Source organism: Streptomyces sp. bgisy100, assembly GCF_057709105.1.
The window spans coordinates 23,773-42,163 of the sequence record NZ_JBYITE010000011.1 but is presented as its reverse complement, the minus strand read 5'-3'; the positions used below and the strand labels follow the sequence as shown (position 1 = coordinate 42,163).

Sequence of the window (18,391 nt, the reverse complement as noted above, 5' to 3'; positions counted from 1 at the left end):
TCCTCCGGCCCCCGTCGACCCGGCCCGCACAGAAGCGGAGTAGTAGCTTCCGGGCCGGGGTGCACCCACCGGGCCCATGGCCCCGCCTCCGCGATGTACCGTCACCAGACGACTGCACGACCTGCAAGGAAGGCCGCGACCGTGCCATCGGGTCCCGATACCACCACCGCCCAGCCGTCCGGAGGCTCAGCTTCCGGACGCCGCGAGGCAGACCTCGCGGCGCCGGGCGGCTCCGCCGCCGGGGCGGAGACCGACCGCGCCGCCGACCAGGACGCGGCATCCGGTCCCGACGGGCCCGCGGAGGGCTCCGACGTGCCGGCCGGGAAACCGGCGGAGCCCGGCGCCGTGACCGGCCGGGCGCGGCGGATCGGGCGGGCCGTGCGCCGTGAGGCGCCGCGCACCGCTGCCGCCGCCGTCGCCGGGGCGGCGCTCGCCCTGGCCTTCCCGCCCTACGGCTGGTGGCCGCTGTCGGTGCTCGCCGTGGCCGGGCTGGGTCTCCTCACCCGCGGCCGTACCGCCCGGCAGGGCGCCTGGACCGGGTTCGCCTTCGGCCTGCCGTTCTTCTTCGTGCTGCTCCGCTGGCTCCATGTGGTCGGCTACGACGCGGTCGTCGGCCTCTCCGTCATCGAGGGTCTCTTCCTCGCCGCCCTCGGCGCGGGCCTGGCCGTCGTCTCCCGGCTGCCGCTGTGGCCGCTGTGGGGTGCCTGCCTGTGGGTCGCCGAGGAGTGGGCGCGCGACCGCGTCCCGTTCGGGGGATTCCCCTGGGGGCGGCTGGCGTTCGCCAACACCGGCTCGTCCTTCACCCCGTACGCGGCCCTCGGCGGCGCCGCGCTGGTCACCTTCGCGGTCGCGCTGAGCGGCATGCTGCTGGCCGCCGCGGTCGTGGGCGCCCTGCGGCTGCGCCGGGCGCCGCGCGACCTCCGGTCCGTGCTGCCCGGAGCCGGCGCCGCGGTCCTCGCGGTGAGCGTGGCGGTCGCCGGCTACGCGGTGCCCGTGCCCACCGCCGCCGACGACCACGTCGACATCGCCGTCGTCCAGGGCAATGTCGAACAGCCCGGGATGAACTTCCTGGGCCGTCCGATGAAGATCCTCAACAACCATGCCGACGCCACCCTCGACCTGGCGAAGCGGGTGAAGGAGGGCCGGGCCGAGCGGCCCGACCTGGTGATCTGGCCGGAGAACGCCTCCGATCTCGACCCGTTCCAGTACCGCGAGGCGTACGACCGGATCGACCGGGCGGTCAAGGCGATCGGGGTGCCCGTCCTGATCGGGGCCCTCATCGACCACCCGGGCAAGGAGGGCTACGTCGAGAACCAGGGCATCGTCTGGGACCCCCGGACCGGCCCCGGCGCCTCCTACACCAAGCAGCACCCCGTGCCGTTCGGTGAGTACGTACCGTTCCGTGACCAGCTCAGCAAGGTGATCACCCGGCTCCAGCGGGTGCCCCGCGACTTCTACCCCGGCGACCGCACCGGTGTCCTCCAGGCCGGGCCCGCCCGGATCGGCGACGTCATCTGCTTCGAGGTCGCCTACGACGAGATCGTCCGGGACACGGTGCAGAAGGGGGCCCGCGCCCTCGTCGTCCAGACCAACAACGCCACCTACGGCCGCACCGGCCAGCCCGACCAGCAGCTCGCCATGTCCCGGCTGCGGGCCGTCGAGCACGGCCGGGCCGTGGTCACCGCCGCCACCAGCGGCATCAGCGCCGTGGTCGCCCCCGACGGCACGGTCGAGCAGCGGACCGCGGAGTTCACCCGGGATGTGCTCACCGCACGCCTCCCCCTGCGTGACGAAACGACGGTCGCCGACCGCGTCGGCGCAGGTCCGGAGTGGGTTCTCGCTATGGTGGGCCTTCTGGCCTGCGCCGCCGGGATCATGATCGGCCGGCGGGGACGAATGGACGGGAAGGGGCAGAAGTGAACGACGGTGGCGCGGTTCCGCGCAGCGGGGCGCAGGGGCGGCAGTACGGCCCGCTCGGCACGGCTCTGGTGATCATCCCGACCTACAACGAGGCGGAGAACGTCAAGTCGATCGTCGGGCGGGTGCGGGCCGCGGTGCCGGAGGCGCACGTCCTCGTCGCCGACGACAACAGCCCGGACGGCACGGGCAAGCTCGCCGATGAGCTGGTGGCCGAGGACGAGCAGGTCCACGTGCTGCACCGCAAGGGCAAGGAAGGACTCGGCGCGGCCTATCTGGCCGGATTCCGCTGGGGCATCGAGAACGGCTACGGCGTCCTCGTCGAGATGGACGCCGACGGCTCGCACCGGCCCGAGGAACTGCCGCGGCTGCTCACCGCCCTCAAGAGCGCGGACCTCGTCCTCGGCTCCCGCTGGGTGCCCGGCGGCCGGGTGGTGAACTGGCCCAAGTCCCGCGAGTTCATCTCCCGCGGCGGCAGCCTCTACTCCCGGCTCCTGCTCGGCGTCCCGATGCGCGATGTCACCGGTGGCTACCGGGCCTTCCGCAAGGAGACCCTCGAGGGCCTGGGCATGGAGGCCGTCGCCTCGGCGGGCTACTGCTTCCAGGTCGACCTGGCCTGGCGGGCGGCGAAGGCGGGCTTCCACATCGTGGAGGTGCCCATCACCTTCGTGGAGCGCGAGTTCGGGGACAGCAAGATGAGCCGCGACATCCTCGTCGAGGCACTGTGGCGGGTCACCGGCTGGGGCATCTCCTCCCGGGCGAAGCGGCTCCTGGGCCGCGACGGGCGGTAGCCGGGACGGACGGCAGCCGGGACGGGCGGTAGCCGGGACGGGGCCGGGGTCACGGCGCGGGCCCCTCAGGCCGGCGTGCGCGGGCCCACGGCGGCGAGCGTGACCGGGCCGTATCTCCTTCGGGCGGCGGCCTGCAGGGCCGGTGCCCGTCGCTCCGCCGAGGACGCAGGCCTCCCCGCGAGCGTGCGGGGCAGCGAGAGCCGTCTCGGCGCGGGGGAGAACCTCAACGAACATGTGGTGGGCGGCGGCTGGCCCCCGGTCGATGTCCGGCACGAGATGCTCGAAGAGGCCGTGCGGATCATCCGCGCCCTCTTCGCCGGAGGCCATGTCAACCACCGCGGCACCCACTTCGACGTGGAGTCCGCCAAGCTCTGGGACCTGCCGGACCGGCCCCCCACCCATCGGCGTCGCCGTCTCCGGAGAGCAGTCCTGCGCCCTGGCCGCCCGCGTGGCCGACCTCGTGATCGCCACCGAGCCGAAGGCCGCCCTCCTCGACTCGTTCTCGCGGAACGGCGGAGCGGGCAAGCCCCGGGTGGGACAACTGCCCGTCTGCTACGACCCGGACCGCGATGCCGCCGTCAGCCGGGCGCACGACCAGTTCCGCTGGTTCAGCGGCGGCTGGAAGGTCAACTCCGAGCTGCCCGGCCCGGCCGCCTTCGAGGCCGCCACCCGCTTCGTACGGCCGGAGGACGTCGCGGCGTCGATTCCCTGCGGTGACGCCCCCGAGGACTTCGTGGGTGCCGTGCGCCCGTTCGCGGACGCGGGGGTTCACCGAGATCGCCCTGGTGCAGATCGGCGGCGACAGCCAGCCCGCCTTCCTGGAATGGGCGCACAGCACTCTCCTGCCGAAGCTTCGTGCGGCATTCTGAGGACGGGGGTGGGTACCCGTCCGCATCATCCGGAGGTGTCACATGCCCAACCCGCAGATCAAGGACGAGAAGACCTACCAGGCCCTGCGCCGCGAGGGCGCGAGCAAGGAGAAGGCCGCCCGGATCGCCAACGACGCCGGCGGCTCCCGCCGGGCCACCGGCCGCAAGGGCGGCAAGGCCGGGGCGTACGAGGGGCGGACCAAGGACGACCTGTACCGCGAGGCCAGGAAGATCGGTATCGAGGGCAGGTCCAGCATGTCGAAGGATCAGCTCATCTCGGCGCTCCGCAACCGCTGAGCCGAAGCGGCGCAGCGCGCCCGAAGCCCCGCCCGGGACGAAACGCCGGAGCGGCGGACCGACGGCAGGACGCCGTACGGCCCGCGGCACGGCACCACGGACCCGTCCGGTGCCGCGCCGCGGCTGCGTCGTCACCGCGTCGCCGTGGACGGGCCGAATCGTCGTGGAACGGCGGCGGAGGGGGCCCGGACACCGTCCGGGCCCCCTCCGTGTGCGACGTCAGTCCGTCGGCTCGTCCGGGGCGGGCTCGTCCGGGTTCACCCCGCTCGGCTGCGGCGCTCCCCGCGGGCCGGTGCCCGCCTCGTCGGTGTCCGGCATCGGCTCCCCTTCCCGGTCCTCGAGGGACGATCCGTCGGCGTCCCAGTGGTCGGGGCCGGTCTCGGCGTCGGCCTGCTGATCGGGCAGGTCCCGGGGGATGCCCTCGCCGCCGTGTCCTTCCGGAGCTTCGCTCGGTCGTTCGCTCATGGCCCCATCCTCACTCGCTTACGGGGTTCGTGCCGGGCGGGCGGGTACCCGGCGGGGCCGCCGCGCATGCGCAGGTCCCCGTAAAGATCGACACCGGCCCCGGCCCGGCGATCGTCGTGCCGCGCCGCATGTCGAACAGCGGGGTGTCCGGCTCATGCCGTCGGCCGCTGAAGCGGTGTCGGGGCGTGGATCTCCGTTACGGACGTGGATCTCCGTTACGGGCATGGTGCGGGCCAGGGGCGTACAGCGGGGCGCCACGCTCAGCGCCCGCGTTCGCGCTTCCGCCCGCGCGCGACTCGAGCGGTGGGGGTCACCGAAGGCGGGGCCGCGGGTCGGTGACTGCCGGGCCGGGGCGGCACCGGACAGCTGCCCCGGCCGGCCGGCGGCGTCAGTTCCGGGCCCGGTTGCGCGCCCGGGCGTTGCGGCGTCGCAGTGCGCGGCGTTCGTTCTCCTCGAGACCGCCCCAGACACCCGAGTCCTGGTTGTTCTCCAGAGCCCATTCGAGGCACTGGTCCGTGACCGGACAGCGGGCACAGACGGCCTTCGCCTCCTCGGCCTGCAGGGCCGCCGGGCCCGAAGTGCCGATGGGGAAGAAGAGTTCCGGGTCCTCGTCGATGCAGGCAGCGCTCTGGCGCCAGTTCATGGGGTCAACTCCGTTTCCGCGCCCCGTGGGGCGCATATGTGCCGGTTCGCTTCGCGTACCCGGGAGCGCGGCCGGAATGCACGGGCCCGGCGTACGGAGGCCGACCCACCGCTCCGATTCCGCCACCGGCCCAGGCACACTGGGACACATGACGACCGGCACACCGCACCAGAATCCGCCCCGGGGCCGAGAGCCCGGCCGCCGGCGCTCACGCGCCCGCAGGTTCCTGCCGCTGGCGGTCGCCGCCTGGCTGGTGCTGGAGCTGTGGCTGCTGATCGTGGTGGGGGAGGCCTTCGGCGGTCTCACCGTTCTGCTGCTGCTGGTGGCCGGGGCGGTGCTCGGCGGATATGTGATCAAGCGGGCCGGCCGCCGGGCCTGGCGGGGGCTCACCGCCGATCTCCAGGCCGCTCAGGCGGGCGGGTCCGGTGACCGGCAGGAGGACGACCGGGCGCGCGACGGCGACCGGAGCAGCGGCAATACCCTTCCCATGCTGGGTGGGCTGCTGCTGATGACGCCGGGGCTGATTTCGGACGCTCTCGGGCTGCTCTGCATCTTCCCGCCGACGCGAACGCTGCTGCACCGCTCGCTGGAGCGGTCGCTGGAGCGCCGGATGCGGACCGCACAGCCCGGGACCTTCGGCGACGCCTTCCAGCAGGCGCGGATGCACCGCCCCGACGGCAAGGTCGTCCAGGGCGAGGTCGTCCGGGACGACATGGACGCGCCGGGGGGCCGCCCGCACGACGAGGACGGGCCGCGCCCACCGCTCACGCACTGAGCCGCCGAGCGGGCCGGGGCCGACGGGGCCCCTCCCGGGCGGGACGACGGCCGGGCAGCCCGCCGGGCTCCGGGGCGTCCCGGAGCCGGCCCCGTCCACCGTCGCCGCGGCAGGCGATAGCCCGTCGCCGGCCCGCGACCAGGGCAGGCCGCCAACGCGCCGAAGATCGTGCGCTTCGCGCCGTACCGGCGCGCCGGCCGGCCGGCCCCCGTCATCGGCCCGTCGCCGGGGCATGCAAAAGCCGCGGGCCGGGGACACCGGCTGGTGCCCCTGACCCGCGGCCTCGCTGCGCGGTTCGCGCGGCGCCTACGGCGCTACGCGGACTTGCGGTTGTCGCGCGGATGCACGGCAATGTTCATGGCGCCGGAGCGGAGAACGGCCAGCCTCTCGGCCAGCACCTCCTCCAGCTCCTCGCGGGTGCGCCGCTCCATGAGCATGTCCCAATGCGTACGCGCGGGCTTGCCCTTCTTCTCTTCAGGGCCCTCGCCGTCCACCAGGAGTGCCATGGCGCCGCACGCCTTGCACTCCCACTCCGGCGGAATTTCCGCCTCTACCGAGAACGGCATCTCGAATCGATGTCCGTTCTGGCATGCGTACTCCACCGCCTGGCGCGGGGCCAGATCGATGCCGCGGTCGGTCTCGTAGCTGGTAACCACGAGTCGCGTGCCGCGGAGAGCTCGCTCACTCATGAATCGTGCCTCCCGGGCTTGTAGCCCACAGGACAGGTGTCGCTGTCGTCGTCATCCGGTCAACGTCCGGTCGGCGGTGAAGATTCCCGTTCCGGGACATGCGTCGCCCGTCGTGCCGCCCCTTGTTGTACCCACCAGCGCCCGGTTTGTCACATCTGGCAGCAGATGTCACCCAGCGTTCCCGTTTACTGAGCGCGCAGTAACGGTCCACCCGGCAGGCCAAGGGCGTACACTACCGCCTCCGGCTCCGGTCCCTAAATCCGGGCCGGTACGGGGTTGCCCGCCGCCGCTACCGCACGCCGCACCGGCACCCGCGCGAGCAGCACGAATCCCAGTGCGAAGAACACCACGAGCGAGATGATCGCCGTCCGGTAGTTCCCGGTCAGCTGGTAGGTCAGACCGAACAGCAGCGGCCCCAGCCAGCTCGTACCCCGGTCGCTCAGTTCGTACGCCGAGAAGTATTCGGCCTCCTTGCCGCGCGGCACCAGATGGGAGAAGAGCGACCGCGACAGGGCCTGGCTGCCGCCCAGGACCATCCCGATCGCCGCCGCCAGCACGAAGAACCACCCCGGCTCGCCCGCCGGCAGAAAGCAGCCCGCGCCGATCGTCACCGTCCAGGCCGCCAGCGCGCCGAGGATCGTGCGCTTCGCGCCGTACCGGCGCGCCAGCCGGCCCATGCCCAGCGCGCCCGCCACCGCCAGCACCTGGACCAGGAGGATCGCCAGGATCAGGGTCGTCTGGTCCAGCCCCAGCTCCTCCGAGCCGTACACCGAGGCCTGGGAGATCACGGTCTGTACCCCGTCGTTGTAGACGAGATAGGCGAGCAGGAACATCAGGGTCAGCGGATACCGGCGCATGTCCCGCAAGGTCGCCACGAGTTGCCGCAGGCCCTGGCCCAGCGAGGCGCGCTCCGCCGGGGTGCGGCCGGGCAGCCGCCGGTCCCGCAGCCGCCGCAGCGGGACCACGGCGAACGCGCCCCACCACAGGCCCGCGGTGGCCAGGGAGATCCGCACCGCGGTGCCCTCGGACACCCCGAAGCTGTCGTGCCCCGCGTACAGGACCAGGTTCGCCACCAGCATCAGCGCCCCGGCCGCGTAGCCCAGGGCCCAGCCGCGCGAGGAGACCGCGTCCCGTTCGTCCGGCCCGGCTATCTGTGGCAGGAACGCGTTGTAGACCACCATCGAGACGGACAGCGAGGCGTTGGCCACGATCAGCAGTGCCCCGCCGAGCAGATACCGCTCCCCGTCCAGGAAGAACATCCCCGTCGTCGCCGCGGCCCCCAGGTAGGCGGCCGCCGCGAGGATCGGCTTCTTGCGGCCCGTCCGGTCCGCGACCGCCCCCGCCAGCGGCATCACCAGCACCGCCAGCAGGATGGAAGCCGAGACCGCGTACGCGAAGTAGGAGCCCGCCCGCACCGGGACGCCCAGCGGGTGCACATAGCCGTCCGCGTCGGCGGCGGCGCGGGCCACCGCCGTCAGATACGGCCCCAGGAACACCGTGACCACGCTCGTCGAGTAGACCGAGACGGCCCAGTCGTAGACGTACCAGCCCCGCTGTTCCCGCCGCCGCTCCTCCGGCGTGGCCGCGCTCCCGGCCGCTCTGTCCCCTGCCGTGTCCGTGCTGTCCATCCCCGGCCCCTCGTCTCCCCGTCGGCCGCCGTACCACGGCGGGCCGGGGTCAGGCCCAGGCTCCCCGGTCGGTCAGTACCGTGCGCAATGTGTCGAGATGATCGGTCATGATGCCATCGACGCCCAGGTCGAGCAGGGCCGTCATCCGATCCGCGTCGTTCACCGTCCACACGTGCACCTGGAGCCCCCGCGCGTGCGCGGCCCGGACGAAGGCCCGGTCCACCACCCGGAGGCTCCCGAGCGCCGGAACCGGCTGCGCCTCGGGCACCTGCACCGCGACCGCCGTACGCCGCGGCCGGACCGGCAGCCCCAGCGAGCGCAGCCGCAGCGCCAGCACCCCCCGGACGCCGTAGGACGTCGCCAGCCGGGGCCCCGCCAGCCGCTGCGCCCGGGCCACCCGCGCCTCGGAGAAGGACCCCACGCACACCCGGTCCCAGGCGCCGGTGCGGCGGATCAGCTCCAGCAGCGGGACCAGCGCCGCCTCCGCCTTGACGTCCACGTTCCAGCGGGCCTCGGGGAAGGACTCCAGCAGCTCCTCGAACAGGGGGAGCGGCTCGGTCCCGGCCACCCGGGCCCGCCGCACCTCGGACCAGGGCAGGTCCGCGATCCGCCCGCGGGCGTCGGTGACCCGGTCCAGCGTCGCGTCGTGGAAGGCGACCAGCGCGCCGTCCGCGGTGACGTGCACATCGGTCTCCAGGTAGCGGTACCCGGTGCCGACCGCGCGCCGGAACGCGGCCGCGGTGTTCTCCAGCCCGTCGGCCGTTCCGCCGCGGTGGGCGAAGGCGAGCGGGGCCGGATGGTCGAGGAAGGGATGGCGTACGGAACTCACTGCGGCAGTATCGCCTGTTCCCTAGCTTCGCCCCGCGCCACCACCGGCGAAGGCCCCGCGTCGGCCCCGGGAATCGCGAAGACCCGGAGGAACACCTGCGAGAGCGGGCCGATGGCCAGCGCGAACGCCACCGTGCCCACGCCGACCGAACCGCCGAGCAGCCAGCCGGTCGCCAGCACGGTGACCTCGAGCCCGGTGCGCACCAGCCGGATCGACCGGCCGGTGCGCCGGTGCAGCCCGGTCATCAGGCCGTCCCGGGGGCCGGGGCCGAAGCGCGCCGAGATGTACAACCCCGTTGCGACGCCGTTCAGCACGATCGCGAAGACCAGCAGCGGCACCTGGAGGGCGAGCCCGCGCACGTTCGACGTGAGGGCCAGGGTGGCGTCCATCGCCAGCCCGATCAGCACGACGTTGGAGACCGTTCCGAGACCCGGCCGCTGCCGCAGCGGCACCCAGAGCAGCAGCACCAGGGCGCCGGCGAGGATGCACACCGTCCCGATGGACAGTCCCGTGTGCTTCGAAACGCCCTGGTGGAAGACGTCCCACGGGTCCAGGCCGAGCCCGGCACGCAGCTGGAGCGCCATGCTCATGCCGTAGAGGACCAGTCCGACGTAGAGCTGCACGAGGCGGCGGGTGAGCCGGTGGGGGAGTGCGGACCGGGTCGTTCGCGACCATCGGGACAAGGGAGGCTCCCAGTGAGAGGGTGACGCTGGTGCAAGTGGCCTGACTCGTGACACTCTGTGGCCTGGGGCCACGGTGGTTCCAGGGCCAATCGAGGGAAGGTGGACTGCTGATCATGGGTCAGTGGACTTCGGCGGTGGGCGCCGCGCAACTCGCCCGGCTTCTGCGCTCCCAGACCGACGGCGGGCGCGAGACCGCGGCCGGGCGGCGGCTGCCCGCGTACCGCGCCCTCGCCGACGGCGTGCGCCTCCTCGTCCTCGAAGGGCGGGTGCCGGTCGCCGCCCGGCTCCCCGCGGAGCGCGAACTCGCCGCCGCCCTCGCGCTCAGCCGCACCACGGTCGCCTCGGCCTACGAAGCCCTGCGCACCGACGGCTTCCTGGAGTCGCGGCGCGGCGCAGGGAGTTGGACCAGCGTCCCGGCCGGCAGTCCGCTGCCCACCCGCGGTCTGGACCCGCTGCCGCCGGACGCCGCCGGATCCGTGATCGACCTCGGGTGCGCGGCGCTGCCCGCGCCCGAACCCTGGCTGAGCCGGGCCTTCCAGGGCGCCCTGGAGCAACTTCCCGCCTACGCCCACACGCACGGCGACTATCCGGCCGGCCTCCAGGACCTCCGGCAGGCCCTCGCCGACCGCTACACCGCCCGCGGCATTCCCACCATGCCCGAGCAGATCATGGTCACCACCGGAGCCATGGGGGCGGTCACCGCGACCTGTCATCTGTTCGCCGGGCGCGGCGAGCGGGTCGCCGTCGAGTCCCCCTCGTACGCCAACGTCCTCCAGCTGATGCGGGAGGCGGGCGCCCGGCTGGTGCCGGTCGCGATGGCGGACGGCCTGACGGGCTGGGACATTCCCGCCTGGCGGCAGGTGCTGCGCGACGCGGCTCCGCGCATGGCGTACGTCATGGCCGACTTCCAGAACCCGACCGGCGCGCTGGCCACCGAGGAGCAGCGCCGTGACCTCGTGGCCGCCGCCCGCTCGGCGGGCACGGTGCTCGTCGCCGACGAGACGATGTCCGACCTGTGGCTGGACCCGGACCCCGAACTGCCGCGGCCGGTCTGCGCGTTCGACCCCTCGGGCAGCACGGTCGTCACCGTCGGCTCGGCCAGCAAGGCGTTCTGGGCCGGGCTGCGCATCGGCTGGGTCCGGGCCGCCCCGGACATCATCCGCAGCCTGGTCGCCGCCCGCGCTTACGCCGACCTGGGCTCACCCGTCCTCGAACAGCTCGCCGTCACCTGGCTGTTGAGCGACGGCGGCTGGGAGGCGGCGGGGGACATCCGCCGTGCGCAGGCCCGGGAGAACCGCGACGCGCTCGTCGCCGCACTCCGGCAGCACCTGCCCGACTGGGAGTTCACCGTCCCGGGCGGCGGACTCACCCTCTGGACCCGCACCGGCGGTCTCTCCGGCTCCCGGATCGCCGAGGCGGGCGAACGGATGGGGGTGCGGGTGCCCTCGGGGCCGCGGTTCGGGGTGGACGGCGCCTTCGAGGGCTTCGTCCGGCTCCCGTTCACCGTGGGCGGCGCGGTCGCCGAGACCGCCGCGGCCCGGCTCGCCGCGGCGGCTCACCTGGTGGAGACGGGCGCCCCGGTCGCCGCGGACACACCGCGCAGCCTGGTGGCCTGAGCGCGGCCGGGCCGTGCGGCCCGGGCCCCGGTCGGACCGGTTTCCGGCCTTCCGGCCGGATCGGGCCCGGCTTCCGAACTCCGGCCGGACCGGGCCCGGCGTGGTCCGCGTTCCGCCCGGGCGGAACCTCCGGCCCGAGCCCGGCCGGACCGGACCGCCGCCGGAGCGGACCGGTCCGTCGGCTTTCCGGTCCGGCGGACGGCCCCGGTTCGTGCGAGCGGACGTGCGGGCGGACGCGGGGTGTGCCGGGTCAGCTGTCGGCGTGCACGGCCGCCGCGGGCTGGGCGGGCAGCTCCGGACCGGCCGGATCCGGCAGCAGGTCCAGAACGGCCTGCCGGTCCGCCTCGCTCACCTCGTCGTCGTACGGGTCGGGGGTGGCCGGCACCTGGAGCCGGTGCACCGGCCCCGCACCCAGCCGCGCATAGCCGCGCCCCGGCGGGACGTGCGCGGGCGGGGTGGTGTGCGGCGGCTGGTCCAGCACGTCCGTCACCTCCTCGGCCGTGGCCGTCCCCAGGATCACCCGTGCCCTGGTGTGCGACCGTACGGCGTCGGCCAGCAGGTCCGCGCAGTCCAGTTGGTCGCCGACGCAGACGGTGACCTGGGCGGCCCGCCCGTGCCGCAGCGGGATGCCGAGGAGCTCCTGCGGGTCGGTCCGTCCCTCGGCGGCCGCGACCTGGCTGAGCACGGAGGGCCGGTCGAGGACGATCCACAGCTGCCGGCGGGTGTCGTCGGGCGCCGGATGTCCCAGCTGGCGGGCCCGGTTGGCGGCGATCAGCCGGCGCTCGGTCTCGTGGGCCGCCCACTCCAGCGATGTCAGGGCCCCCGCGAGGCCGCTCTCCACCGCCAGCACCCCCTCCCGGCCGAGCAGGCAGGCGTACTCGCCGGTGCCGCTCCCGTCCACCACCAGCACATCGCCGTGCCGCAGCCCCTGGAGGGCGAGCGAGCGCAGCAGCGTGCTGACGCCGCTGCCCGGCCTGCCGAGCGTGAGCAGATGCGGCTCCGTGGTGCGGGGGCCGGTCCGCCAGATCACCGGCGGGGCGTCGCGCGGGGCGTCGTCGGTGGTCACGGGCACGGTGCGGCGGACGTCGCCGGAGTCGGTGAAGCCGAGGACCGTCTCGGCGGGCGAGGTGACGAACCGCTGGGCCCGGATGTCGGTGGGGAGCGGCTCCAGCACCGTCATGACGAGCTCGTTCAGCTCCTCGTTCCAGTCGAACAAGTACTCCCGGCCACGCCCGGACTTGGCGTGGAGCAGCTTCTCGATCCGGGCCCGCGCGGCGGGCTCGCCGTCGGTGAAGTACGGCGGGTAGTGCAGATGCAGCAGCGTGATCCGGCCCTCGTCGTCGAAATCCCAGGCGGAGAAGGCCTGTTGCCAGTCGCCCCCGTGCGCGTAGAGCGGGCCGGGGTCGTCGGTCGCGGAGAAGTAGGGCACCAGGGCGTCGTGGAGGACCTGCAGCCGTCCGCTCTCGGCCTCGCTCGGACCGGTCTCCGCCGGGTCCCGGTCACGCCCCGCCCAGGCTCCGGCCGCCAGGACCCCCGCCATCATGAGCGCCGGCCCGTACGGCAGCAGCGCGAGTGCCACCACCCCGGCCGCCAGCATGACCAGCGCGGGGCCCCGCCGGTCCGGGGGCGCGGCGGACAGCCGCCGCCGCCCGCCGGCCGCCAGACGGCGCAGTCCGCGCACCACGACGATGAGCGGATGCAGGACGTCCGCCGCGGTGTGGACGGCGGCGCGGGCCGCCGCGCGGCTGCGGGCGAGGGGTGCGCCGGTCAGGATGCGGGGCAGTGGGCGCCGGGCCACATCGGTCTCCTGGGGTGTGCAACGTCGGTGGACGGGACGGCCGTCGCGGCCGGCCCTCAGAACTTGATTCCGCCCAGCAGGCTGGCCAGGCTCGCGCTGCCCGCCTTGATGCTCGGGGCGATCGCCGTGCCCGCCAGGAAGAAGCCGAACAGCGCGCAGACCACGGCGTGGGAGGCCTTGAGCCCGTCCTTGCGGAAGAGCAGGAAGACGATGATGGCGAGCAGTACGACGCCCGAGACGGACAGAATCATGGGGTTCTCCTGTGGGGTGGGGACGACACCGTCACCGTGAGGTGATTCAGGTTCGCAGCATGTGTCTGTCCCGGCAAAGTGGCACATGGAGGATTTGTCATGAATTTGATGCTCTTGGCCGATGCGTAGTGCGCCGTCCGGGCGGCGGACGGTCCGGGGAGCCGGCGCCGTGACGGCCGGTCCGCCGGACCCCCGGTGGGCCGCAGTAGGCTGGCCGTTCACTCGCACGGGCGGCGGACCGGGAAGGCGGATCAGCGGATGGACACTCCGGAGTCGGGAGATGTCGCAGGTCAGGTCGATCCTGAGGTCATCGAGCTGGCGAGCAGGATCTTCGACTTCGCGCGCGGCGGCGAGACGGCCTCGCTGGCCGCTTACGTCGACGCCGGTGTGCCGGCCGATCTGACCAATGACAAGGGCGACTCGCTGGTGATGCTCGCCGCGTACCACGGCCATGCGGGTGCCGTGGAGGCTCTCCTCAGCCGCGGCGCCGACCCCGACCGGGCCAACGACCGCGGCCAGACGCCCCTCGCGGGTGCGGTGTTCAAGGGGGAGGACGCGGTGGTCCGGGCCCTGCTCGCGGGCGGCGCCGACCCGGCGGCGGGCACCCCGTCCGCGGTGGACACGGCGCGGATGTTCGGCAAGGACGAGCTGCTGACACTGTTCGGCGCCGCATGAGCTCCCGGGCCGGGGTTCCCCGGTCCCGGTCCGGCGTCCGAACGGCCGTCAGAACAGCGGCAGCTGACCCGGCACCGGCGGTGCGTCCAGATCGATCAGCGGCGGCTGGCTGTCGCCGACCGAGGTGAGGCGCCGCGACCCCGGGCAGGAGATCAGCTCCAGCACCGAGCGGCGGCCCAGCGGGTCGTGCCGGGCCAGCCGGCCCCCCACCACGGCGATCTCACGGCAGCAGACGGGGCAGGAGCGGCGCGGAGCAGACATGCTGCTCAGTTTCCCCCATCCGGCGGCATCCATCGGCCGCGGGACTGGGGCCGGAGCCGCAGGGGCCCGTCCGGCGATGTCCTGAGCGCGGTCGGCCACCGCCGTGCGACACCTGTGGGGCGGCCCTGCCGGAAGGGCGGAGCCACGAACGGACCGTCAGGCTGCCGCGGACGGGAGCGCGATACCCGGCCGATCGGGGACCCGTTGCGCCAGGGAGGCGCCGGCCCCGAAGTGCGGCGGGCCCGCGTCCCCGACGGGCGGCCCTGGCGCAGGCGACGGACGACCTGCACCTCGGCGCGTTCCACGGCGCCGCGACCGTGGGCGTGCGCCAGGGCCGGATGGAACAGGATGCGGTGCGGGAGATCTCCAGGCTCTGACCCGGCCCCGCAGGATCCACAACTGACGTGCGGCCGGCCCGCGCTCCCCGGGCCCGGGCGGGGCGTCGTCAGAGGCCCGGGGAGCGGTCGCAGGGCAGACTCAGGTAGAGCGCCTGCTCGCCCGCCGACTCCGTGCCGTCGTAGAGGGTGGTGTCCAGACCGCAGAGGGTGAAGCCCATCCGGCGGTAGGCGTGGATGGCGGGAGCGTTGACATTGGTGACCTCCAGCCAGAGGTGCCTGGCTCCCCGCTCGCGGGCGAAGTCGACGGCGTGTCCCATCAGGGTCCGGCCGATGCCCCGGCCGCGATGTCCGGGGGCGACCTCGATGTCCTCGACGATCAGGCGGCGGTTCCACGCCGAGTGGGAGACGGCGGCGAAGCCGACGAGCCCGCCGTCGGGGCCCACGGCGACGAAGGTGCGGGCGTCGGCGTCCTCGCCCCCGTCGCTGCGAGAGCCCTCGGCACCAGAGCTCTCGGCACCAGAGCTCTCGTCCTCGGGCCTCTCGTCCTCCGGGCCCTCGCTCTCAGGGAAGACCTTCGTCAGAGGTGGGTCGACGGGGACCTCGCGGAGAGTGAACCCGTGGTCGGTGGCCGTCACCTCGAAGACGGTTCCGGTGGTGAAGGAGCCGTCGAGGGCCTCGATGGCCGCTGCGTCCTCCGGACGGGCGGTGCGGACCGTGCAGGCTGTGGTGTCGATACCGGTCATGGCCCGTGACGCTACCGGCAGCCCCGACAGCACGTCATCGACCGCCCGGCAGGCCCGTACGGGACGGGGCTCAGCGGCCCTTGGCCGCTCCCTTCGTGTTCTCCCTGCTCTCCGGCCCCGCGGGGTTCGTCGTGCCCTCCGGTTCCTCCAGGCCCTTCCGCAGCCGTTCCGCCTGCCGGCGTCCCACCTCGGCGCCGGTGCTCAAGTAGTCGCCGATGAGGGCCAGTTCCCGGTCGGTGTACCGCCGGAGGTTCTCGTCGAAGGCCCGGGAGGGGCTCTCCCACGCCGCGCTCACCCTTTCCAGGGCCCCCGGCACCAGGGCCACCAGTGCCCGTCTGCGGTCCCGGGGGTCCGGACGGCGTTCGGCCAGCCCCGCCTTCTCCAGACGGTCCACCAGCCGGGTCGCCGACCCCGGTGTCAGTCCCGTCAACTCGGCGACCCCGCCGGTGCTCAGCGGCCCGGGTTCGAGATCGAGCAGGCCCAGGCACTGCAGGTCCGTGGGGTGCAGTCGCAGCCGGTCGGCCAGTGCCTGGTTGAACAACGTCCACGCGGCGTAGGCCCGACGGCTTTCGACACCGATTCGGTCCAGCAGCTCCGCCCGTTCCGCCGTCATGCCGCCTCCGCCGTCATGGTCGCCTCCACGTCCAGATTTGTTTGTGTGGCGCAATATTAGAGATACGCAATATAATTGTCACGCAATGGATGTCGGCTCGACCGCATCGCGCAGGTGACCGGGCCGACCCGTCACCGTCACCGTCACCGTCAACGCCGTGAGCCGTGAGCCGTGAGCCGTGAGCCGTGAGCCATGAGGCGGTGAGGGAGGGCGCGGCCGCTCGGATTGCCGGAAGTCGTCGTCGACGTCCTGCTCGACATGGGGGAGTCGGCTCAGACTTCCTGCCGGGGTCACCCGCACGGTGGGGGAATCGACCGGCCGTCCGGCCCGCTCTTTCACCGCCCGGATCGAGGATCATGCGGTCCAATTCATCTTGTGACAGGCATCTATGCACAAAGCACTTGAAAGCGCACAATGGTACTGCTCGCCTGATGTCGGCTGGCGAGTTCACAGATGGAGGATCGAAGGAGGCGAGTCGCATGGCCGACCTCTCGCACCGTCCCGGTGACCTGTCGAGTCACCCTGATGTACATGAAATGCGGGACCGGTATGCGCGCATGCTCCAGGGACCGGACGCCGGAGCCCTCGACGGGCTGGCGTTCCTCGCGGGCGTCTACTGCGCCATCTCTCCCTGGGTCGTGCACTTCACGGGCGCAGAGCCCGAGCTGACCCTCAACAATCTCGTTCTGGGCATCGCTGTCGCACTGCTGGGGATCGGGCTGGCCGTCGCACCGGAGAGGATCGGTGGGATGAGCTGGGCCATGGCGGCGATGGGCGTCTGGCTGATCATCTCTCCCTGGGTGGTCACCCGCTTCCCGGACACCGGGATGATCTGGAACAACGTGATCGTCGGCGCGGTGGTGTGCCTGCTCGGTCTGCTCGCCGCGGGAGCGGTGATGCGGACCATGAGGTCCCAGAGCCGCACGGCCTGACCCGGCGGCGAGGGCACCGGCCACCCCACCGGTGTCCTCCTCGCCATCCAGAGCGGCAGTCGCCGGCGACTGCCGCTCACCCGTGTCCGGGGCCCGGCACCGACACCGGCCTCGGCCCGTTTCCGCCTCGGCCGCTCCGCGGGAACGTGCCACGGCCCGGACGTCACGTGACGCGTCGACCGGGGCGGGAGTCACTTGCGCGGCTGGACGTCCGATTCGTTCAAGACGGTTCCACCGCCCGCTGCCTACGGTGCCGGTATGACTCCACGATTCGACCTCATCGGCCTCGTCGTCAGCGACATGGCGGCGTCGCTCGCCTTCTACCGCCGCCTCGGCCTGGACATCCCGGCCGAGGCCGACACCCAGCCGCACGTCGAGGCCACGCTGCCCGGCGGCCTGCGCATCGCCTGGGACACCACCGAGACCATCCGCTCCTTCGACCCCGCATGGACGCCCCCGCGGGGTCACGGCGTCTCCCTGGCCTTCGCCTGTGACGGCCCCGACGACGTCGACGTGTCGTACGCCGCGCTCGTCGGGGCGGGCCACGAGGGGTACTTGAAGCCCTTCGACGCGTTCTGGGGCCAGCGCTACGCCGTGGTGCTCGACCCGGACGGCCACGCCGTGGACCTCTTCGCGCCGCTGTCCGCCGACTGAACCCACTGTCCCCCGCCCTGCCGCACGGCCCGGCGTCCGGCTTCACCGTCCGGCGTCCGGCCTCACGGTCCGTCGACTGCTCACGCTGCCCGCTGCCCGCTGCCCGCTGCCCGCCGCCCGCGGACCGGCCGCCGGCCGTGGCGCCGGTCCGCCACGGACGGTCGGCTGCCGCCCGCCGGCGCGTCGTCGGCTTCAGCGGACCGGCAGCTCGCTCAGCGGCACCCCGGCGAGGGCCTTGACCTCGCGCGCCAGGTGCGCCTGGTCCGCATAGCCCGCGGCGGCCGCGACGGTGGCGTACGGAACGCCGTCGCGCGCCATCCGCAGCGCCCGGTTCATCCGCAGCACCCGGGCCAGGGTCTTTGGGCCGTACCCGAAGGCCGTCAGACAGCGGCGTCGCAGCTGCCGCTCACCGAGTCCCGCCGCCGCGGCGACCGCCGCGACCGGCTCCCCCGCCCGCAGCGCCGGAACGAGCGCGGTGACCAGGGGGTCGGGCGGCGGACTCGTCCGTTGCCGGTCCGCCGCGATCCGCGCGAGCACCTCCGCCGGATCGTCCGCCTCGACGACCTGCTCCGCCAGTACCCGGGCCTCCCGGCCGGACCAGAGCGCACCGAGCGGCACCCGCTGGTCCCGCAGCTCGTCCGCCGGCACCCCCAGCAGCGCGGGCCCCCGCCCCGGAGCGAACCGGAGGCCGAGGTACCGGGTGCCCGGCAGGCCCGTGGCCAGATGCGCCCGGGTGTCCGGGCCCGCCACCACCAGTTCTCCGCCGATCACGATGAGGTCGGTGCAGCCGTCGGGCAGGACCCGCTGCGGCGTGCCGTCCGCCGTACGGGTCCACAGCGTCGCGCCGGCCGTCCGGGAGAACCGTTCCTCGTACACCCCTCCAGCATCACACCTCGCGGACCCCGCCGGTGTGTCACCGGTCCG

20 protein-coding genes and 1 pseudogene are annotated in these 18,391 nt (G+C 73.7%); 9 read left to right on the top strand and 12 right to left on the bottom strand.

Features of this window, described 5'->3' with window-relative positions:
* Positions 1 to 141 precede the first annotated feature (141 nt).
* The 4 genes and pseudogenes from lnt to AC3EQ1_RS10205 all read left to right on the top strand — a co-directional run bounded on the left by lnt (position 142) and on the right by AC3EQ1_RS10205 (position 3,874).
* Positions 142 to 1,920: an apolipoprotein N-acyltransferase gene (gene lnt, locus AC3EQ1_RS10220; protein ID WP_432093995.1), complete on the top strand. Its 1,779-nt coding sequence runs from the start codon at positions 142 to 144 to the stop codon at positions 1,918 to 1,920.
* Complete coding sequence (locus AC3EQ1_RS10215; RefSeq protein WP_432093994.1) at positions 1,917 to 2,708, top strand: polyprenol monophosphomannose synthase; 792 nt, start codon at positions 1,917 to 1,919, stop codon at positions 2,706 to 2,708. Before lnt ends, AC3EQ1_RS10215 begins: the two co-directional genes overlap by 4 nt.
* A 204-nt stretch (positions 2,709 to 2,912) precedes the next feature.
* A pseudogene (locus AC3EQ1_RS10210) lies at positions 2,913 to 3,577 on the top strand (TIGR03557 family F420-dependent LLM class oxidoreductase); the annotation flags it as partial.
* A 42-nt stretch (positions 3,578 to 3,619) separates the two neighbouring features.
* A complete protein-coding gene (locus tag AC3EQ1_RS10205) occupies positions 3,620 to 3,874 on the top strand; it encodes a DUF7218 family protein (protein ID WP_432093993.1) in 255 nt (84 codons plus the stop codon).
* Between the two features lie 219 nt (positions 3,875 to 4,093).
* Here AC3EQ1_RS10205 and AC3EQ1_RS10200 read toward each other — a convergent pair whose 3' ends face one another.
* Both AC3EQ1_RS10200 and AC3EQ1_RS10195 read right to left on the bottom strand, forming a co-directional pair.
* A complete protein-coding gene (locus tag AC3EQ1_RS10200; protein ID WP_432093992.1) occupies positions 4,094 to 4,339 on the bottom strand; it encodes a hypothetical protein in 246 nt (81 codons plus the stop codon).
* 388 nt (positions 4,340 to 4,727) lie between these two features.
* The gene (locus AC3EQ1_RS10195; RefSeq protein WP_432093991.1) at positions 4,728 to 4,982 is read right to left on the bottom strand and encodes a WhiB family transcriptional regulator; all 255 of its coding nucleotides are present in this window, start codon (positions 4,980 to 4,982) and stop codon (positions 4,728 to 4,730) included.
* A gap of 148 nt (positions 4,983 to 5,130) precedes the next feature.
* On the opposite strand from AC3EQ1_RS10195, the gene fxsA reads away from it, so the two are divergent.
* Positions 5,131 to 5,757, top strand: coding sequence for an FxsA family membrane protein (gene fxsA, locus AC3EQ1_RS10190; protein WP_432093990.1), 627 nt, complete (start codon positions 5,131 to 5,133; stop codon positions 5,755 to 5,757).
* Positions 5,758 to 6,071: 314 nt separating this feature from the next.
* On the opposite strand, the gene AC3EQ1_RS10185 is transcribed toward fxsA, so the two are convergent.
* From AC3EQ1_RS10185 to yczE, 4 genes are all read right to left on the bottom strand, one after another.
* Positions 6,072 to 6,446, bottom strand: coding sequence for an RNA polymerase-binding protein RbpA (locus tag AC3EQ1_RS10185; RefSeq protein ID WP_388847700.1), 375 nt, complete (start codon positions 6,444 to 6,446; stop codon positions 6,072 to 6,074).
* Between the two features lie 254 nt (positions 6,447 to 6,700).
* On the bottom strand, positions 6,701 to 8,074 hold the full coding sequence (locus AC3EQ1_RS10180) for an MFS transporter (protein WP_432093989.1): 1,374 nt from the start codon (positions 8,072 to 8,074) through the stop codon (positions 6,701 to 6,703).
* A 49-nt stretch (positions 8,075 to 8,123) separates the two neighbouring features.
* Positions 8,124 to 8,903, bottom strand: coding sequence for a glycerophosphodiester phosphodiesterase family protein (locus tag AC3EQ1_RS10175; RefSeq protein ID WP_432093988.1), 780 nt, complete (start codon positions 8,901 to 8,903; stop codon positions 8,124 to 8,126).
* Complete coding sequence (gene yczE / locus AC3EQ1_RS10170; protein ID WP_432094114.1) at positions 8,900 to 9,493, bottom strand: membrane protein YczE; 594 nt, start codon at positions 9,491 to 9,493, stop codon at positions 8,900 to 8,902. Before yczE ends, AC3EQ1_RS10175 begins: the two co-directional genes overlap by 4 nt.
* A gap of 206 nt (positions 9,494 to 9,699) precedes the next feature.
* Between yczE and AC3EQ1_RS10165 the strand changes: the two genes are divergently transcribed.
* Positions 9,700 to 11,202 carry an SCO1417 family PLP biosynthesis transcription factor gene (locus AC3EQ1_RS10165; RefSeq protein ID WP_432093987.1) on the top strand — a complete coding sequence of 501 codons (1,503 nt, stop codon included), beginning with the start codon at positions 9,700 to 9,702 and terminating at the stop codon, positions 11,200 to 11,202.
* Between the two features lie 250 nt (positions 11,203 to 11,452).
* On the opposite strand, the gene AC3EQ1_RS10160 is transcribed toward AC3EQ1_RS10165, so the two are convergent.
* Positions 11,453 to 13,000 carry a hypothetical protein gene (locus tag AC3EQ1_RS10160; protein WP_432093986.1) on the bottom strand — a complete coding sequence of 516 codons (1,548 nt, stop codon included), beginning with the start codon at positions 12,998 to 13,000 and terminating at the stop codon, positions 11,453 to 11,455.
* A gap of 56 nt (positions 13,001 to 13,056) precedes the next feature.
* Complete coding sequence (locus AC3EQ1_RS10155) at positions 13,057 to 13,251, bottom strand: hypothetical protein (RefSeq protein WP_388847688.1); 195 nt, start codon at positions 13,249 to 13,251, stop codon at positions 13,057 to 13,059.
* Between the two features lie 258 nt (positions 13,252 to 13,509).
* Between AC3EQ1_RS10155 and AC3EQ1_RS10150 the strand changes: the two genes are divergently transcribed.
* A complete protein-coding gene (locus tag AC3EQ1_RS10150) occupies positions 13,510 to 13,926 on the top strand; it encodes an ankyrin repeat domain-containing protein (protein WP_432093985.1) in 417 nt (138 codons plus the stop codon).
* Between the two features lie 48 nt (positions 13,927 to 13,974).
* Here AC3EQ1_RS10150 and AC3EQ1_RS10145 read toward each other — a convergent pair whose 3' ends face one another.
* The 3 genes from AC3EQ1_RS10145 to AC3EQ1_RS10135 form a co-directional block, all read right to left on the bottom strand.
* Complete coding sequence (locus AC3EQ1_RS10145; protein ID WP_432093984.1) at positions 13,975 to 14,187, bottom strand: hypothetical protein; 213 nt, start codon at positions 14,185 to 14,187, stop codon at positions 13,975 to 13,977.
* Between the two features lie 445 nt (positions 14,188 to 14,632).
* Positions 14,633 to 15,268: a GNAT family N-acetyltransferase gene (locus AC3EQ1_RS10140; protein ID WP_432093983.1), complete on the bottom strand. Its 636-nt coding sequence runs from the start codon at positions 15,266 to 15,268 to the stop codon at positions 14,633 to 14,635.
* A 70-nt stretch (positions 15,269 to 15,338) separates the two neighbouring features.
* Entirely contained in the window at positions 15,339 to 15,881 is a 543-nt protein-coding gene (locus tag AC3EQ1_RS10135; RefSeq protein WP_432093982.1) for a MarR family winged helix-turn-helix transcriptional regulator, read from the bottom strand.
* A 479-nt stretch (positions 15,882 to 16,360) separates the two neighbouring features.
* Between AC3EQ1_RS10135 and AC3EQ1_RS10130 the strand changes: the two genes are divergently transcribed.
* Positions 16,361 to 16,813 carry an SPW repeat protein gene (locus AC3EQ1_RS10130; protein WP_388847676.1) on the top strand — a complete coding sequence of 151 codons (453 nt, stop codon included), beginning with the start codon at positions 16,361 to 16,363 and terminating at the stop codon, positions 16,811 to 16,813.
* A 258-nt stretch (positions 16,814 to 17,071) separates the two neighbouring features.
* Entirely contained in the window at positions 17,072 to 17,467 is a 396-nt protein-coding gene (locus AC3EQ1_RS10125; RefSeq protein ID WP_432093981.1) for a VOC family protein, read from the top strand.
* Positions 17,468 to 17,659: 192 nt separating this feature from the next.
* Here AC3EQ1_RS10125 and AC3EQ1_RS10120 read toward each other — a convergent pair whose 3' ends face one another.
* Entirely contained in the window at positions 17,660 to 18,343 is a 684-nt protein-coding gene (locus tag AC3EQ1_RS10120; RefSeq protein ID WP_432093980.1) for a helix-turn-helix domain-containing protein, read from the bottom strand.
* Between the last annotated feature and the right edge of the window lie 48 nt (positions 18,344 to 18,391).

Excerpts from the sequence above, each read along its gene's own strand:
- yczE (WP_432094114.1), bottom strand. The coding sequence starts at position 9,493 with ATGAGCATGGCGCTCCAGCTGCGTGCCGGGCTCGGCCTGGACCCGTGG.
- AC3EQ1_RS10125 (WP_432093981.1), top strand. The coding sequence starts at position 17,072 with ATGACTCCACGATTCGACCTCATCGGCCTCGTCGTCAGCGACATGGCG.
- AC3EQ1_RS10155 (WP_388847688.1), bottom strand. The coding sequence starts at position 13,251 with ATGATTCTGTCCGTCTCGGGCGTCGTACTGCTCGCCATCATCGTCTTC.
- AC3EQ1_RS10185 (WP_388847700.1), bottom strand. The coding sequence starts at position 6,446 with ATGAGTGAGCGAGCTCTCCGCGGCACGCGACTCGTGGTTACCAGCTAC.
- AC3EQ1_RS10180 (WP_432093989.1), bottom strand. The coding sequence starts at position 8,074 with ATGGACAGCACGGACACGGCAGGGGACAGAGCGGCCGGGAGCGCGGCC.
- AC3EQ1_RS10195 (WP_432093991.1), bottom strand. The coding sequence starts at position 4,982 with ATGAACTGGCGCCAGAGCGCTGCCTGCATCGACGAGGACCCGGAACTC.
- AC3EQ1_RS10150 (WP_432093985.1), top strand. The coding sequence starts at position 13,510 with ATGGACACTCCGGAGTCGGGAGATGTCGCAGGTCAGGTCGATCCTGAG.
- AC3EQ1_RS10200 (WP_432093992.1), bottom strand. The coding sequence starts at position 4,339 with ATGAGCGAACGACCGAGCGAAGCTCCGGAAGGACACGGCGGCGAGGGC.
- fxsA (WP_432093990.1), top strand. The coding sequence starts at position 5,131 with ATGACGACCGGCACACCGCACCAGAATCCGCCCCGGGGCCGAGAGCCC.
- AC3EQ1_RS10130 (WP_388847676.1), top strand. The coding sequence starts at position 16,361 with ATGGCCGACCTCTCGCACCGTCCCGGTGACCTGTCGAGTCACCCTGAT.
- AC3EQ1_RS10135 (WP_432093982.1), bottom strand. The coding sequence starts at position 15,881 with ATGACGGCGGAACGGGCGGAGCTGCTGGACCGAATCGGTGTCGAAAGC.
- AC3EQ1_RS10165 (WP_432093987.1), top strand. The coding sequence starts at position 9,700 with ATGGGTCAGTGGACTTCGGCGGTGGGCGCCGCGCAACTCGCCCGGCTT.
- AC3EQ1_RS10145 (WP_432093984.1), bottom strand. The coding sequence starts at position 14,187 with ATGTCTGCTCCGCGCCGCTCCTGCCCCGTCTGCTGCCGTGAGATCGCC.
- AC3EQ1_RS10140 (WP_432093983.1), bottom strand. The coding sequence starts at position 15,268 with ATGACCGGTATCGACACCACAGCCTGCACGGTCCGCACCGCCCGTCCG.
- AC3EQ1_RS10205 (WP_432093993.1), top strand. The coding sequence starts at position 3,620 with ATGCCCAACCCGCAGATCAAGGACGAGAAGACCTACCAGGCCCTGCGC.